The following is a 15,478-nucleotide window of genomic DNA, read 5'->3' as shown; positions in this document are numbered from 1 at the left end:
CCGCAACCACTTACAGTTTCTGAAACCCCGCTAAGTCGCTGACTCAGCGGGGTTTTGCTATGCGTAAACTGAGGCCATCTTCTAGAGAATTTTTTAATTCCAGATGTTTAGGGGAAATAAGTTCAAAGCGGGGGTATCATACCGCGCAACCTCTTGCGATTATCCGCATTGACGTGAGCCGCTGTTACAATCAGGCTTAGAAACGAATGTAATTTTAGTTTCTGGATTGATGACCGACCTGATTCTAGACCTTATCTCCTTCGCTGGCGGGACGATCCGGCAGGGACCTATCAGAGCTGGTTTCTGTGGGACGAACGTATCAAGAATTTTCGGTCTATCCGCCGTGGTCTGCAGCAGGTCGTTGCCGAGATAGCCGAGAGCACATTCGGGGTCGCCTATCGTGGTTCCTCTCTGGAAACGGTCGTCCATTCGATTGCGGAGCAGCGCCAGATTTTCAAGGGTGCGGATCACGCCTTCCTGTGGAAGCCGAAGCTGCGCATTCCCGATATCTACGAAAATCCTGCCAACCAGAAAGCATTCGGGCTGCTTCTTGATACCTGTCTGTGCTGCAATACCGAAGAGCATGTGGTCTCGGCCATTCATGCGATTGATGCCCGCAAGATAAAGGGACTGGGACCAGCCGTCGCCAATCTGCTGTATTTCCTGCACCCCACAATCATGCCGCCTTTCAATACGGCGATCGTGAAGGGCTATAATGCCCTGACCGGATCAAAGGTGAAGCTGGGGCGTTGGGAGGAATATCTTGCCATGCGGCAGGGCATCCTGAAGCTGAATGCGACTTATCGTTCGCTGCTGTCCAATGATCTGGGCGCCATTGGAGGACTGCTGTTTGACGTCGGAAGCGGACGCTATACGGCGCCGCCTCTCAATGATGATGAAACAGCGCGAAAACTCTGGGAAGCCAATCTTCACCAGGTGAGGGAGCAGAGCGCAAAAGAAGCCCGGATACTCGCCGCAGAGCGGGAAACGGATCAAACCCATACCGAAATTCAGGGTTGGCTTCGCGATCTGGGGCTTTCCCTAGGGTATGATGTCTGGATTGCTGCCAATGATCGTGGCCGTCCATGGCAGGACGGTAAATTGGGAGATGGCTGTCTGTCGATGTTGCCGGGGTTCACGACGGAAACGCAGGGAGCGGAATCCGTGCGCCTGATCGATGTTCTGTGGCTCGGTCGGGAAAGCCACAGGATTGTGGCAGCCTTCGAGGTTGAGCATTCAACGACCATCTATTCCGGCATCGTGCGGATGCTGGATCTTGCTCTCGGGTCAGAGGCGCAGGCCCTGGAGGGACTGTTCCTTGTTGCGCCGGATAAGCGGGAAGCCGATGTGCGGGAACAACTGCGGCGACCGGCTTTCAGCAGGATTGCCGATCTGAAAGTCCGGTATCTGCCTTACGGGGCGCTTGAGAAGGATCGTAAGGCCATTGAGCGCTTTGGGCAGGGTATGAAACCCATTCAAGCTATATCCCATCTGCTGATCCCTGCGTGAAAATCTATGCTCTTGTAATGAACGGGTCATCGCTTCGTGTGGGTTCCTGTCGCGGATAGGCATGCCTTCCGAACGAAATAGGCAATCTGCTTTTATCGAAGTCTCAGGGCATTGAGCCGCAGTGCGTTTGTCACGACGGCCAGGGATGACAGGGCCATCGCGCCTCCCGCGAACATGGGCGACAGCGTAAGGCCAAAGACGGGATACAGGACACCTGCGGCAAGTGGGATGCCGATCCCATTGAACAGGAAAGAAAATGCCAGATTCTGCCGGATGTTGCGCATCGTCGCCTGTGCCAGGCGGCGGGCGCGTACCAGTCCGGCGAGGCTGCCTTGTGCCAGTGTCATCCCGGCGCTTTCGATGGCGACATCGGTGCCTGTGCCCATGGCGATTCCGATATCGGCGGTGGCCAGGGCCGGCGCGTCGTTGACGCCGTCGCCCGCCATGGCGACACGGGCTCCCTTCTGTTGCATGTCACGAATGATCGCGGCCTTATCCTCGGGTTTGAGGTCGGCATGTACCTCGTCGATTCCCGCCTGCCGGGCCACGACTTCCGCAGTCCGGGCATTGTCACCCGTCAGCATCACGATCCGCATGCCGGCTGCGTGCAGTGCCGCGATGGTCTCCTTCGCGTCGGTCTTCAGCGGATCGGCCACGACCAGCAACCCAGCGGCCTGTCCGTCGATGCCGACGAACATGACGCCCGCGCCCTCCGCCCGGTGGGTGTCCGCGACAGGGATCAATGCCGACGCATCGATGCCCTGCTGCCGCATCTGGGCCTGGTTTCCGACGACGACGGCATGCCCGTCCACGGTGCCGGTCACGCCCAGGCCGGTCTGAGACGCGAAATCCCCGACCGGCGCGGCCTGAAGGCCCTGCTCCGTCATCGCGGCGACCAGCGCCTGGGCCAGCGGATGCTCGGATTGTGTTTCCAGTGATGCCGCCAGTCGCAGGACGATGCTGGAATCCCATGCACCTGATGTTTCGGTCGCGATCAGCCGGGGCTTGCCTTCCGTTACGGTGCCGGTCTTGTCGATCACCAGCGTATCGACCGTATCCAGTGCCTGCAGGGCCTCGGCGTTGCGAACCAGCACGCCAGCTCGCGCCCCGCGTCCCATGCCGACCATGATCGACATCGGAGTGGCCAGGCCCAGCGCGCACGGACAGGCGATCACCAGGACCGCAATGGCGTTCAGCAGTGCGTGTCCGAAGCGCGGTTGCGGACCGACCAGAAGCCAGACAACGAAGGTCAGCAGGGACACAAGCACGACCAGCGGCACGAACCAGCCGGAGACCCGGTCCGCCACCGCCTGGATCGGTGCGCGCGTACGCTGGGCGGCCGCTACCATGCTGACGATCCGGGCCAGCATTGTGTCCGAGCCGACGGCCTCGGCCGTCATCAGCAGGCTGCCGGTGCCGTTGATGGTTCCGCCCGTCACCTTGTCACCCGGGCCCTTGGCGACAGGTGCTGGCTCTCCTGTCAGCATGGCTTCGTCCACGCTGGAGCGCCCGTCCATGACGGTGCCGTCCACCGGGATGCTTTCCCCCGGCCGGATGCGGAGCCGATTGCCGGGCACGATCTGGGCCAGCGGTACGTCGTCCTCGCGATCCTGCGCGCCGACCCGGTGTGCGATTTTCGGTGCGAGATCCAGCAGGGCGCGAATGGCGCGACTGGTACGGGCGCGGGCGCGCAGTTCCAGGACCTGCCCGGCCAACACCAGGGCCACGATAACACCTGCGGCTTCGTAATAGACCGGGACCGACCCGTCATGCATGCGGAAGGCAGCAGGGAACAGGCCAGGGGCTACTGTCGCGGCGATGCTGTAGAGAAAGCCCGCGCCGACGCCCAGCATGATCAACGTAAACATGTTCAGATGCCGGGTGCGGAGAGACATCCAGCCGCGTTCGAGGAACGGCCAGCCGGCCCACAGCACGATTGGTGCCGTAAGCGCCAACTGAATCAAGTTCGTCAGGCCGCCATCGAAAAATGCCAGCCCTCCCATATCCGCCGCCATGGCGATGACGACGAGCGGGACCGCCAATATGCTCGCTCCCCACAGGCGCCGGCTGAAATCCACGAGTTCCGGGTTGGGCATGTCGGCGTCGGATGGCTCCTCCGGTTCCAGCGCCATGCCGCAGATGGGGCAGGAGCCGGGGTGATCCTGTCGGATCTGGGGGTGCATCGGGCAGGTCCAGATCATCCCGGCCCGCCTGGGCTGAGGCTTGATGGGCGTCGTGTCCGCCTTGTGCAGGTAATGACAGGGGGCGGCCTCGAACTTTGTCTGGCAGTGCGCGCTGCAAAAATACCAGGTCCGGCCATCATGGTCGGCATGATGCGTCGCCGTCGCGGGATCGACCGTCATGCCACACACAGGATCCTTGACCAGGTGCGCGTCAACTCCGGTCGCTGCCGGGGTGGGACCCTCTCCATGGAGATGGGACGCGCAAGCTGCTGTATTGTCGTTCGTCATGAAGCCCCCTTGCTTGTGGCCGCCAGCCGCGGCGTCGAAGTATGCCATAATCGCTTGCACTTCAAGGTATGCCCCTGTAGGGTATAGTGCAATGAGGCAGTCACGGGTAAAGATTTCGCAGGGCCTGAAACGGGTCGAAGGTCAGGTGCGTGGCATCCAGAAAATGGTGGACGAAGACCGCTATTGCGTGGATGTTCTGCTTCAGCTTCGGGCCGCCAAGGCGGCGTTGCATCGGCTCGAGGGGCTTGTTCTGCGCGAACATATCGCGGGCTGCGTTGTAGAGGCGATCGAATCCGGCGATCCGGTGGAGCGTCAGGAAAAAATCGGGGAACTGATCGAAACGGTCAGCAAGATGACGGGGTAGACGTGCAAGAGATCGGCGCGATACGGTTGGGACGGTTGCTGGCCTGCCTGCTTCTGCAGGTGGGGCTGATGCTGGCATCCGTCATGCCGGGTCATGCCGCCACGTTGCCCTCTACAGTTGCTGTGGTTACCCAGCCGATGGCCGACATGCCAGGGATGCAGATGCCATCCCGTGCGGATACGACGACCGCACATTGCAATCATGAACCGTGCCACGACCATCATCCATGTCATCATTGCGGCGATTGCTGCGCCCAGGGTGCCTGCGTCGCCAATTGGCTGATGCCGCCCTCCGTGACCAGGGCGTTTGATTACTCAGGTGTTACGGCACCTTTCGGCCTGTCTCGCTCGGATCGCATCGTCGGTCATGGGTTCGCGCCGGCCCTGCCACCGCCCAGAGAGATGGCCTGATTCTGTTCTGACAGTCTCAGGGCTGGTCATGGACCTATGACCGGCTCCGCCTTCTCTCTTTTGCGGACTATTATTCATGTCAATACGATCCCTTGCGGGACGGAGCGCGATCACGCGCCGTCGTTTCGTCGTCGGGACGGGCCTGTGGGGAGCGGCACTGGCCCTCCCGCAGGGCAGCGCGAGCGCCTACGCTTCGGTCTATACACCGGCGTCGGGGCGGCCCGACCCGCTGCCTGGCACCCGTTTCGACCTTACGATCGGTTCTGTACCGATCAATATCACCGGTGCGCGCATGCACGCGGTGGGTGTGAACGGCTCCACGCCCGCGCCGATCCTGCGCTGGCGTCAGGGCGACACAGTCGAACTGAATGTCACCAACCGGCTGGATGAGCCCAGTTCGATCCACTGGCACGGAATCCGGGTGCCGGCCGACATGGACGGCGTGCCCGGTCTGAGCTTTGGCGGGATCGCGCCGGGTGACACGTTCACCTATCGCTTCCCGCTGCATCAGAGCGGCACCTACTGGTATCACAGCCATTCCGGCTTCCAGGAGCAGACGGGCCTGTATGGGGCTCTGATCATCGACCCGAGAGACGGTTACGCGCAGCATTTCGACCGCGATTATGTGATGGTCCTGTCCGACTGGACCGACGTCGATCCTGAGGACATCGTCTCCAACCTCAAATTCCAGAGCGATTACTACAATTTCCGCCAGCGTACGGTGGACACGTTCTTCCGTGACGCACATCGGCAGGGGCTGGGTGCGACGATCCGAGATCGCCTGCAATGGGGTGCCATGAACATGGCGCCGACCGACATTCTGGATGTGTCGGGCATCATCTACACCTACCTGATCAACGGCCAGTCGCCTGCTGCAAACTGGACGGGCCTGTTCCGACCGGGCGAGCGCATACGCCTGCGCTTCATCAATGCATCGGCGATGACGCTGTTCGACGTGCGGGTTCCCGGCCTGACGATGACCGTTGTTCAGGCCGACGGTAATGACGTGGAGCCCATCCCGGTCGATGAATTCCGCATCGGGCCAGCGGAAACCTACGATGTAATTGTCAGCCCCACCGCCGATGGACCGTACACAGTCTTTGCCCAGGCCGAGGATCGTACCGGATACGCGCGCGGCACGCTCGCCACCCGTTCGGGCCTTGCCGGGCCGGTTCCCCCCATGGACCCGCGCCCTCTGCGCACCATGACCGACATGGGTATGGGGAATATGGACATGAAGGGCGGCATGGCGGGCATGGAGATGGGGAGTTCGCCGGGGAAGCCCGGTGATGCCCCTGCCGGCGGCGGCATGGACATGGATCACATGGACATGAAGGAGGCTAACAGACCCGGAGCCGCTGCGATGGATATGTCGGGCATGGCGGCTGCGTCGCGGCATAAAACAGAGTTGAAACCCGGCGTCGCGGTGCAGAGTGTCGCCATGATGCCGATCAACCGGCTGGCGGAGCCGGGCGACGGGCTGGAGAATAATGGTCGCCGCGTTCTGACCTATGCCGATCTGCGGGCCACGATCCCGGGCGCGGACCCACGCCCGCCGTCGCGCGAGATCACCCTGCACCTGACCGGCAGCATGGAACGCTTCATCTGGGGATTCGACGGCAAGAAGTTCTCGGAAGCGGAACCGATTCGTCTGACTTTGGGCGAGCGGGTGCGCTTCGTCCTGATCAACGACACGATGATGGAGCATCCAATCCATCTGCATGGATTGTGGAGCGAACTGGAAAATGGGCAGGGTGACTGCCGACCCTACAAGCACACGATTACCGTCAAGCCGGGTGAGCGGCTGAGTTACTTGGTCACGGCGGACGAACCCGGGCTGTGGGCATATCACTGCCACCTGCTCTACCACATGGAGGTGGGCATGTTCCGCACGGTGGTGGTGTCGTGATCCGGGGTCTGATAGGTGGCACGGTCCTTGCCGCTGGACTGGCTACCGCGGTACCTGGCACGGGACGCGCCCAGTCAGTCCCGGCACGCCAGAGCGAAGGAACCCAGGAAGCGCAGACCGCCTCGGCTCCCGCGCCCGTGGTCTATGTCAACGGCATCCAGCCGGTCATGGACCATAACATCTATATGCATGCGCTGCTCGACCAGTTCGAGGCGCGCTTTGGTGCCGATGGCGGGCAGTTCCGTTACGATGGGCAGGCTTGGTTCGGCACTGACTACGACAAGCTCTGGCTGAAATCCGAAGGCACGGTCGGCACAAACGGCAAGTTCGGTGATGGAGATCATGAGGCCCTCTATGATCGTGCCATCTCCCGGTATTTCGATGTCCAGACTGGCGTGCGTCTCGATATTGACAACGGCCCCACACGGGCCTGGGGCGCGATCGGGGTCGAGGGACTGGCTCTATATTTCTTCAATGTGGAGGCCACGGCCTATTTCAGCGACCGGGGTGCGGCGGGGCGTCTGCAGGGCTCATACGATATCCTGCTGACTAATCGCCTGATTCTCCAACCCCAGGTCGAGATGAACTTCTATTCCGCGTCCGATCGTGCGCGCGGCGTCGGAACCGGGCTGTCCGATATCGATACGGGATTGCGGCTTCGCTACGAATGGCATCGGAAATTCGCGCCTTATATCGGCGTGAGTTACTCCGGCACGTTCGGTCAGGCCGCCGACATGGCGCGTTCAAGGAATGAGCGTGTCCAGGACCTGAATTTCACCTTCGGGATCAGGACGTGGTTCTGACCGCTCCTGCCCGATGTGAAGTCGTTGCGGGGCGCTCCGTGCGGCCCCGTTTCAGATAACAAAAGATAAGGAACTTACAAATGCTGACTATCAATTTCAGGTTCTCGGCCGCTCTGGCCGCACTTCTGGCCACGGTCTCGGTTGCGCATGCCCAGACCCCCGCTCCGGCACCGGCCCAGCCGCAGGGTCAGGATATGTCCGGGATGCAGGGCATGTCCGGCATGTCGGGGATGGACCACGACAAGATGAAAATGGACGGCATGTCCGGTTCCGGCATGGAGGGCATGGAGAACGGCATGAAAATGAAGGGAAAGATGGGAGACTGTATGAAGATGAAGGGCATGAATATGTCGAACGGCCACGCCATGGCGCCGTCAGATCACAAGATGAAAATGGGCTGCGGTGACAAGGAAAGCGGCATGAAGATGCCGATGGGGCCGCAGGGCATGCCTGACGCGGTTCATCAGCGCTGATCGGGTCCTGACCGGAGCGGGGCGGCGCCATCAGCGTCGCCCCTGGAAAGGCCCAGGGAGGCACGTATGACAAGGAGGCACGTATGACAAGACTGATCTGGGGGTTCGCCGGTATCCTGCTGTTTGGGATCGGCGCAGGAGCGACCGTCGTTTTCGGTGGCCTGTATGATGTGGGCGCCACCTCGCCGCACTGGCGGCTGACCTATCGTGTTCTGGAAACGGCACGCCTCCATTCAATCCGGCATCACGCCGAGGGCATTACCGCACCTGTCGATCTTGAAACGCAGGCACGGCTCGTCGGCGGCGCATCGCATTTTTCGACGCATTGCGCCTCCTGTCATTCCGCGCCGGGCGTCGAGGCCGAGGATATGGCGGTGGGGATGTATCCGAAGCCGCCGGTTCTGAAGGATGTGGCGCAACGCTATACACCGGGCGAACTGTTCTGGATCCTCAAGCATGGCATCAAGATGTCGGGCATGCCGTCCTGGGCGGATCATGGTGATGATGATCTCTGGAACATCGTTGCGTTTCTCGGGAGCCTTCCGGGAATGAACAGTTCTGACTACCAGGCGCTGGTCGCCCAGGCAGGAGCAGCTGGCGGACATCATACGCATCACGACATGGATATGCCGATGCCCCGACCGTAGATGCCGCTGCGATAATTGATCGAGATCAAGGAAAATATGCCATACCCCCGTATAGTAATTTCTTATTCCTGACGACGTCCGGAAAATGGGTCGGTATGCGCTTTGCCGAGGATGATGACGTGTTGGAGAAACCATGAGGCGCATCTTTTCGAGCGTGAGTGTCGTGATCATGACGCTGCTCGTCAGCATGTCAGAGGGACTCGCTCAGGCTCCGGGTGAGTCTCCCACTGTTCCGGCCATGTCCAGCGGCACTATGGCGGGGCCTACGGCAGGCAGTCCGCCACCTTCTCTGGCGCTGCGGCGGGATCAGCCGGAGGACGATGGGCCTATGGCAGCGCCCCGGGATGCCGACCGGGGTGCCGAATCGTCCGGCGGAATGAAGACGCCCCCCGCTCGACCCGACTCAGGCATGTCCGACATGGGCAGCATGATGTCGATGGGTGGTGACGAGCATGCGAGCCATCACCCGGGCATGGGTGACATGAGTAGCATGGGCAACGCTGGTGGATCGTCGTCCAAGCCTGCGGGCATGGAAGGCATGATGGGGCGCATGCTGCCTGAGGCAGGGCAGGCCCTGAGTGCAACTCCCGGGTCGGACAAGGCCGACGCAGGCTGTTGTGGCGCTCGTGGCCGTACGCCGCTTTACACCTTCATGATGACGCACCCGAACCTGACGAGCGAGGAACGTCAGATGCTGGCCGACATCGCAGCGCAACGGATGCAGGATGGCCTTCGCGAGATCGGCGCCGCATCGGTCGATGCCGGTCAGTCTATGTCATTGGAAGCGATGCGGCGGTCCAGCCAAGATATCCACGAGGGTGTCTCACTGCTCGATAGCGGCATGGCCGCGCGGGCAGCTGCTACGGGCCTCGTGAACCCGCAAATCGTGGCATTCAACTGGTTCAACACGCAGATGGGTTTGCCGGCCGCTGAAACACGTCAGCAGAACAGCATATTTTTTGGCCTGACCCCGGCGCATCTGGTGTTCATGACGATCCTGATCCTGGTATCGATCGCTCTGCTGATCTTGCAGGTGCTGCGGTTGCACCGGGTGCAGGAGATCCTCAATGCCACCAGGGTGTCTGTGCCGCAGCCCCCCTCACCGCCTGCGCCCCCATCGCCGATGAACAACGGCCCTAAGCCACCGGTGCCACCCACTCCGGGTTCAGGCGATGGGACCGTCGTGTCGACCGTTATTCCACCTCGGCAGGGGCTCTGGCGTGGCAGTCTGAAAGTGGCCCGGATCATTCGGGAGACGCCGGCGATCGTGACGTTCTATCTGGTTCCGGCCACTGGGGGGCGGATTCCATTCGATTTCAAACCGGGCCAATTCGTCCAGCTCACGATCGAGCCGACATCTGGCAAGCCCGCGACCCGATCCTACACGATCGCATCATCGCCGGGTCGAATCGAACATCTGGAACTGACGATCAAACGCGAAGAACAGGGCCTCGTCTCGCGTTACCTGCACGATACGGTCAAGGAAGGCGACCTTCTGAAGATTGCTGGTCCATCTGGAATGTTTACCTTTACCGGTGAGGAAGCGGACTCCATTGTCCTGCTGTCCGGTGGCGTTGGCATTACGCCGATGATGGCAGTTCTAAGATATCTGACCGACATCGTCTGGCCGGGCGACATCTACTTTGTCTATTCTGCGCATGAAAGCGCGGACTATGTCTTTCGCCAGGAAATCGAATGGCTGGAACGCCGTAACGACAAGCTGCGTGTAATTGCGACCATGCGGCGATCGCCGGGAACTGAATGGTCTGGACCAGAAGGGCGCATTACGAAGGAGTTGCTCCAGCAGTCAGTGCCTGATCTTGTAAACCGACGCATCCATGTCTGCGGGCCACCAGGTATGATGGCGAGCATGAAGACGATGCTGGCGGATCTTGGCGTACCGGCTGCCAATGTTCACAGCGAGGCATTCGGACCGGCTGCGATGAAGCCGGCACCAGCGGCCGTTGCTGCAACGCCGACACGCGGATCCTCGTCGCCAGCAACCACCCCTGCGGCGACGACCATTACTTTCTCCACATCGGGGAAATCGGCCCCGTTGCAACTGGATGAATCGGTTCTCGACGCGGCGGACGCGGCCGGCGTCACTATTCCATCCTCCTGTCGGTCCGGGATCTGCGGCATGTGCATGACACACCTGCTGCAAGGCCAGGTGACAATGGCGGTTGAGGATGGGCTCGATCCGGCCGACAAGGCCAAGGGCTTCATCCTGGCCTGCCAGGCGAAGACGACCGGTGGCCCGCTTGTGGTGGAGGCATAAATGCAGGAACGCAGCGCAATTGTCGTTGGTGCTCTGGTTGTCCTGCTGGTCTTGTTTCCGCTGGGATTTCTGGTGCATGTCGCACCGCGCTTTCCCGGAAGCTTGGCCGGCAGTCTGATTGGCATTTCCGCCGCCATCCTGATGCTGGTGCCGCTGATCTATGTGGCGGGAAAGCGGATTCCTGTCGTGCATCGTTATTTTGCACCTCGGATTGAGAGCCGCACTCTGCTGTCGGTGCATATCTATGCCGGCGTTCTGGCTCCTATTCTCGGCCTGATCCACGCGGCCCACAAATTCGACAGCCCGATGGGGATTTCCCTCACCGGCATCATGCTCGTCCTCGTCATCAGCGGCTATGTCGGACGTTACATGTTGATTCAGATCGGCCGTGGACTGCGTGGCCGCGCCCAGGAGTTGGCACAACTTCGCGCCGCACTTGCCGGTGCCGGGATGGCGCATCTGATGTCCGAGACGTCGGATGCGCCCCGCAACATCGTTCAGCGTCTTCTTTTGACATCGGCCTATCCGGGTACGCGGGGTGCATTGGATAGCGAAGCCACCATCGCCTCCGCGCTGGCAGATGTCGAGTACGCTGTCAGATCGGAGAACGTCGTGAATTCATTGTTCGGGCGATGGCGTAAGGTCCACATTGTTCTTGCGACGATCCTCTATTTTCTGCTGGTTCTTCATATCTGGTCGGGCGTGTATTACGGGTTGAGGTGGATATGAAGCCCGTCGTCCTGCTCTATACGATTTTTGCGGCCGCGGCCTTAATCGTTGGTGTGGCGGTGCCGCTTACCATGCATCATTCCGGCAGTAACGCCATTCCAGGCTGGGAAGGACTGGTGAGTCCGGGACCGGTCTCGAAGGCGCATCAGTTTATAGCGAGCCAGTGCGAGACCTGTCACAAGCCCTTTTCAGGTGTTGTGAGTAATAACTGCGTGACATGTCATTCTCTGGCGTCGTTCGCCGATAAGCAATCTACCCGGTTTCATGTTGCGGCGACGCAATGCACCTCCTGTCATGTGGAGCACGGCGAAAGGCCACACATGACCATGATGGATCACGGGGCGCTGACAAGGACGGAGTTTTGGTCAGACACTGTCGCAAAACTGCAGGCAGTGGGGATCGTCGGGGCATCATCTATGCCGGTCGGGCATCTTCCGGTTGGTAACTCCGCCCAGCGTCTGAATTGCGCAAGCTGTCACTCCAACGTCGATCCTCATCGCGCACGCTTTGGCCCTGACTGCGCGACCTGCCACGCTACAAATACGTGGTTGATCTCATCATTTGAGCATCCCGCCGATCAGACATCGACGGATTGCAACGAATGTCACAAGGCGCCGCCCAGCCATTACATGATGCATTTTAAAATGATTTCGCAGCACGTGGCACATCAGGATGCGCCAGTGGAGCATTGCTATGCGTGTCATACCACCGATGCGTGGAACAATATTCGAGGATACGGGTGGTATAAGCACCATTAATCTTGACTGAGTCACGAAAACTTACCCTACGTGTTTAGCACTACTTTGGCAGAAAATTCGGAATATGGATTCCCAACGGATGCGATCGGTGATTCACGGAAGACCAGTTGTAGTGACATGGGGGCTTGACTCATTGATGACTTCTCTTCCGAGTTTCGAACAGATGGGTGGAAGAACTCACTTATTTTCCGCATATCATGCGGATATAGCCTTGCGGTTTGCGGTGATTAAGCGCCATATTCTCCGCAAGGAGTGCAGGGAATATGGCGCGATACATTCATCAGCATGAAGACTGGCCCGGCTTTCAGTGGGACAAGGATACCATTGCCCATGAACTAGCCGCGGTGCGTCATCGGCAGGGACGCCTCCTAGGCCGTATGGAAAGTCTCGGCTTCGATTTCAGGTCGGAAGCCGTGCTCCAGACCCTGACGGAAGATGTCATCAAGTCGAGCGAGATTGAGGGCGAAAACCTCGATCGTGAGCAGGTGCGCTCTTCCATCGCCCAGCGACTGGGCATGGATATTGGCGCACTGGCACCGGTGGATCGGGATGTCGAAGGCGTCGTGGAGATGATGCTGGATGCGACCCGACATTATGCCGATCCGCTGACCGAAGAAAGACTGTTCGCCTGGCATGCGGCTTTGTTTCCAACCGGCCGAAACGGCATGTCACGTATTCTGGTCGGAGGATGGCGTGATGACAGAACCGGCCCGATGCAGGTCGTGTCAGGCCCTGTCGGACGAGAGAAGGTTCATTATGAGGCGCCAGCAGCCAGCAGGGTGCCCGCGGAGATGCAGGTCTTCCTCAACTGGTGCAATGCCGGACAAGCGCTGGATCCTGTGCTGAAGGCAGCCATCGCACATCTGTGGTTTGTTACCATTCACCCGTTTGAAGACGGAAACGGGCGCATGGCGCGGGCTATCGGCGACCTCATGCTGGCGCGCTCGGAGCAGACGGACCAGCGTTTCTACAGCCTGTCAGCCCAGATCCGTCAGGAGCGGAAGGATTACTATGGGATCCTTGAGGCCACTCAAAAAGGGGATATGGACATCACGGCCTGGCTGCTCTGGTTTCTGGGGGCTCTGGATCGGGCCTTTGATCGTGCTGATCTGGTCTTGGGAAAAGTCATCCAGAAAGCCCGTTTCTGGGACAATCTGGCCGGGCAATCGATCAATGACCGGCAACGCCTCATGCTGAACCGTCTGCTGGACGGGTTCGAGGGCAAGCTGACCTCTTCCAAATGGGCGAAGCTTGCAAAGACGTCACCGGATACAGCCCTGCGTGATATCAATGATCTCGTATCGCGCGATATTCTGGCCAGGGAGGCAGCAGGAGGCAGAAGCACGAGCTACGTACTGGTTTTCCCTGAGGTGTAGAGCATCGACCCGGGGTAACTGGAGGTGTCCCAGTGCGGTAGATTTACTGTAGCGTTGGTAGGGCTGGGCGATGAGATAAAAAATGAGATCAGGCCGAGACGGAAAAAAGTCTGTCAAAACGTCCTGTTAATCCTGCATTGTTCTCAAATTGCGATTGCTGCAATTTGAGAGGCAATCCTGTCCACGATGCCAGGATCATAAAAGCTCGAAGGACCGAATTCACCGCAGCATTCATCAACGCCGGCAAAACTCACGCGGGCCGTGATCTCGCCATGCGTGACCTCCTCCGGTTCCAGACCGCCTTCCTGACCATCGGGCAACCTCACCCGGCGCACGCCATTCGGTTCCGTGTCATCGGGAACCGCCGCAAGGACGAGACGCGCAGCCGCTTCCGCCGATGCAGCCGCGACCCTGAAGGTCACTTCGTCTGAGGTCACGACACGTTCGATAAGGGTAACGTCAAAAAACGGCATGACGCCCTCCTCGGTGCGAGCCGTTTCAAGACGGTGTCCCGCGCCGTAATGGCTCTCTGTGTCCATGGTGATCTCGGACATGATTCATTTCCTGTTCGGTATTCAGATCAGATGCAGCGAGGCCTGGTCCACGGCGCTGCATTGACGCCGGGACCAGACTGGACTTGTAACGGTTTTGTGCCGGTCATCTGAGCGTTTTAAGCTCGTATCAGGAGACCGACGGAACCATGAAGCATACGGAAGATTTCAAGCGCGAGGCCGTAAGGATTGCGTTGAGCAGTGGGTTGTCACGCACGCGTGTTGCGGCCGATCTGGGTATTGGCAAATCCACTCTGGCGAAATGGATAGTGAATTATCGTCCGGACGATCCGGCATCAGGGCCTCAGGCTGATCTGGCCCGCGAGAATGAACGTCTTCGCCTGGAGAACCGGATTTTACGGGAGGAGAGGGAAATCCTAAAAAAAGCTACCCAGTTCTTCGCGAGCCAAAAGCCATGAGGTTCGCCTTCATCCACGGACATCGGCATGAATGGCCAATCGAGAGGCTGTGCCAGGTCTTGCGGGTCTCTGCACGGGGGTACCGGGCCTGGACATCCCGACCGGCCTGCCAGCGCCAACGTACCGATCTGAAGGTGCTGACGCATATCCGTGAGCATTTTGCCCTGAGCAACGGATCCTACGGACGGCCGCGCATGACCATGGAACTCAGGGAAGCCGGGCTTGATGTCGGGGAACGTCGCGTGGGCCGCCTCATGAAGGCCAACGGGATCCGGCCCGTGCGCACCCGTCGCCACAAGATGACGACCGACAGCCACCACCAGTCTGACATTGCGGCCAGCCTTCTGGACGGTAATTTCCTTGCTGAAGGCCCCAACCGGAAATGGGCGGGAGATATCAGTTATATCTGGACTGCCGAGGGCTGGCTCTACCTCGCTGTCGTCATCGATCTGTTCAGTCGTCGCGTAATCGGGTGGGCCGCGAGCGATCGGATGAAAAAGGATCTGGCCATCCGTGCCTTGGATATGGCGGTAAGGCTGCGTAACCCGGCGCCCGGCTGCATTTTCCACTCCGATCGTGGCAGCCAGTATGGCTCCCATGATTTCCAGAAAAAGCTGCTGGCCCATGGGCTGCTGGCTTCAATGTCCGGAAAGGGAAACTGTTTTGACAACGCTGCCGTCGAAACATTTTTCAAAAGCCTGAAGGCGGAGTGGCTCTGGAGACAGAACTGGCCAACCCGCCGTCAGGCTACCACCGCCATCTTCCAGTATATCAATGGTTT

At 59.8% G+C, this 15,478-nt stretch carries 13 protein-coding genes and 1 pseudogene; 12 read left to right on the top strand and 2 right to left on the bottom strand.

All coding sequences use genetic code 11. From position 1 onward, the window contains the following. Positions 1-229: 229 nt before the first annotated feature. Positions 230-1,509: pseudogene (locus tag B7444_RS10490) on the top strand (type II restriction endonuclease). Between the two features lie 92 nt (positions 1,510-1,601). Here B7444_RS10490 and B7444_RS10485 read toward each other — a convergent pair. Next, positions 1,602-4,028, bottom strand: a complete 2,427-nt coding sequence (locus B7444_RS10485) for a heavy metal translocating P-type ATPase (RefSeq protein ID WP_081603808.1) — start codon at positions 4,026-4,028, stop codon at positions 1,602-1,604. A 43-nt stretch (positions 4,029-4,071) separates the two neighbouring features. Here B7444_RS10485 and B7444_RS10480 point away from each other — a divergent pair, with 43 nt between their 5' ends. The 10 genes from B7444_RS10480 to B7444_RS10430 all read left to right on the top strand — a co-directional run bounded on the left by B7444_RS10480 (position 4,072) and on the right by B7444_RS10430 (position 13,727). Continuing rightward, entirely contained in the window at positions 4,072-4,344 is a 273-nt protein-coding gene (locus B7444_RS10480; protein WP_007284529.1) for a metal-sensitive transcriptional regulator, read from the top strand. Positions 4,345-4,346: 2 nt separating this feature from the next. After that, positions 4,347-4,754: a hypothetical protein gene (locus tag B7444_RS10475; RefSeq protein ID WP_231502865.1), complete on the top strand. Its 408-nt coding sequence runs from the start codon at positions 4,347-4,349 to the stop codon at positions 4,752-4,754. Between the two features lie 76 nt (positions 4,755-4,830). Further along, positions 4,831-6,663, top strand: coding sequence for a copper resistance system multicopper oxidase (locus B7444_RS10470; RefSeq protein WP_035729800.1), 1,833 nt, complete (start codon positions 4,831-4,833; stop codon positions 6,661-6,663). Continuing rightward, complete coding sequence (locus tag B7444_RS10465) at positions 6,660-7,466, top strand: copper resistance protein B (RefSeq protein WP_018307593.1); 807 nt, start codon at positions 6,660-6,662, stop codon at positions 7,464-7,466. The genes B7444_RS10470 and B7444_RS10465 overlap by 4 nt, the downstream gene beginning before the upstream one ends. Before the next feature lie 80 nt (positions 7,467-7,546). Further along, the gene (locus B7444_RS10460; protein ID WP_007284534.1) at positions 7,547-7,939 is read left to right on the top strand and encodes a hypothetical protein; all 393 of its coding nucleotides are present in this window, start codon (positions 7,547-7,549) and stop codon (positions 7,937-7,939) included. A gap of 83 nt (positions 7,940-8,022) precedes the next feature. Continuing rightward, positions 8,023-8,586 carry a c-type cytochrome gene (locus B7444_RS10455; RefSeq protein WP_007284535.1) on the top strand — a complete coding sequence of 188 codons (564 nt, stop codon included), beginning with the start codon at positions 8,023-8,025 and terminating at the stop codon, positions 8,584-8,586. 133 nt (positions 8,587-8,719) lie between these two features. Then, positions 8,720-10,864 (top strand): 2Fe-2S iron-sulfur cluster-binding protein, encoded by a 2,145-nt coding sequence (locus B7444_RS10450; RefSeq protein ID WP_146911409.1) that lies wholly within the window; start codon positions 8,720-8,722, stop codon positions 10,862-10,864. Further along, positions 10,865-11,593 (top strand): hypothetical protein, encoded by a 729-nt coding sequence (locus B7444_RS10445; protein WP_007284537.1) that lies wholly within the window; start codon positions 10,865-10,867, stop codon positions 11,591-11,593. Continuing rightward, positions 11,590-12,351: a hypothetical protein gene (locus B7444_RS10440; protein WP_007284538.1), complete on the top strand. Its 762-nt coding sequence runs from the start codon at positions 11,590-11,592 to the stop codon at positions 12,349-12,351. The genes B7444_RS10445 and B7444_RS10440 overlap by 4 nt, the downstream gene beginning before the upstream one ends. Before the next feature lie 263 nt (positions 12,352-12,614). Further along, positions 12,615-13,727: a Fic family protein gene (locus tag B7444_RS10430; RefSeq protein WP_007284539.1), complete on the top strand. Its 1,113-nt coding sequence runs from the start codon at positions 12,615-12,617 to the stop codon at positions 13,725-13,727. A 143-nt stretch (positions 13,728-13,870) separates the two neighbouring features. Here the strand turns inward: B7444_RS10430 and B7444_RS10425 are convergent, their stop codons facing one another. Next, entirely contained in the window at positions 13,871-14,281 is a 411-nt protein-coding gene (locus B7444_RS10425) for a hypothetical protein (RefSeq protein ID WP_007284540.1), read from the bottom strand. Between the two features lie 146 nt (positions 14,282-14,427). On the opposite strand from B7444_RS10425, the gene B7444_RS16360 reads away from it, so the two are divergent. Next, positions 14,428-15,478 (top strand): IS3 family transposase gene (locus B7444_RS16360; RefSeq protein WP_252365382.1). Its coding sequence is split into 2 segments (ribosomal slippage), with 1,052 coding nucleotides annotated over them: positions 14,428-14,656 and positions 14,656-15,478; the frame shifts between segments, so codons are not numbered across the junction. This gene is flagged as partial in the annotation.

Origin of the sequence: Gluconobacter thailandicus F149-1 = NBRC 100600, from assembly GCF_000964465.1 — a bacterium.
GTDB classification, from domain to species: Bacteria; Pseudomonadota; Alphaproteobacteria; order Acetobacterales; family Acetobacteraceae; genus Gluconobacter; species Gluconobacter thailandicus.
This window is presented reverse-complemented; position numbering and strand designations above follow the sequence as displayed.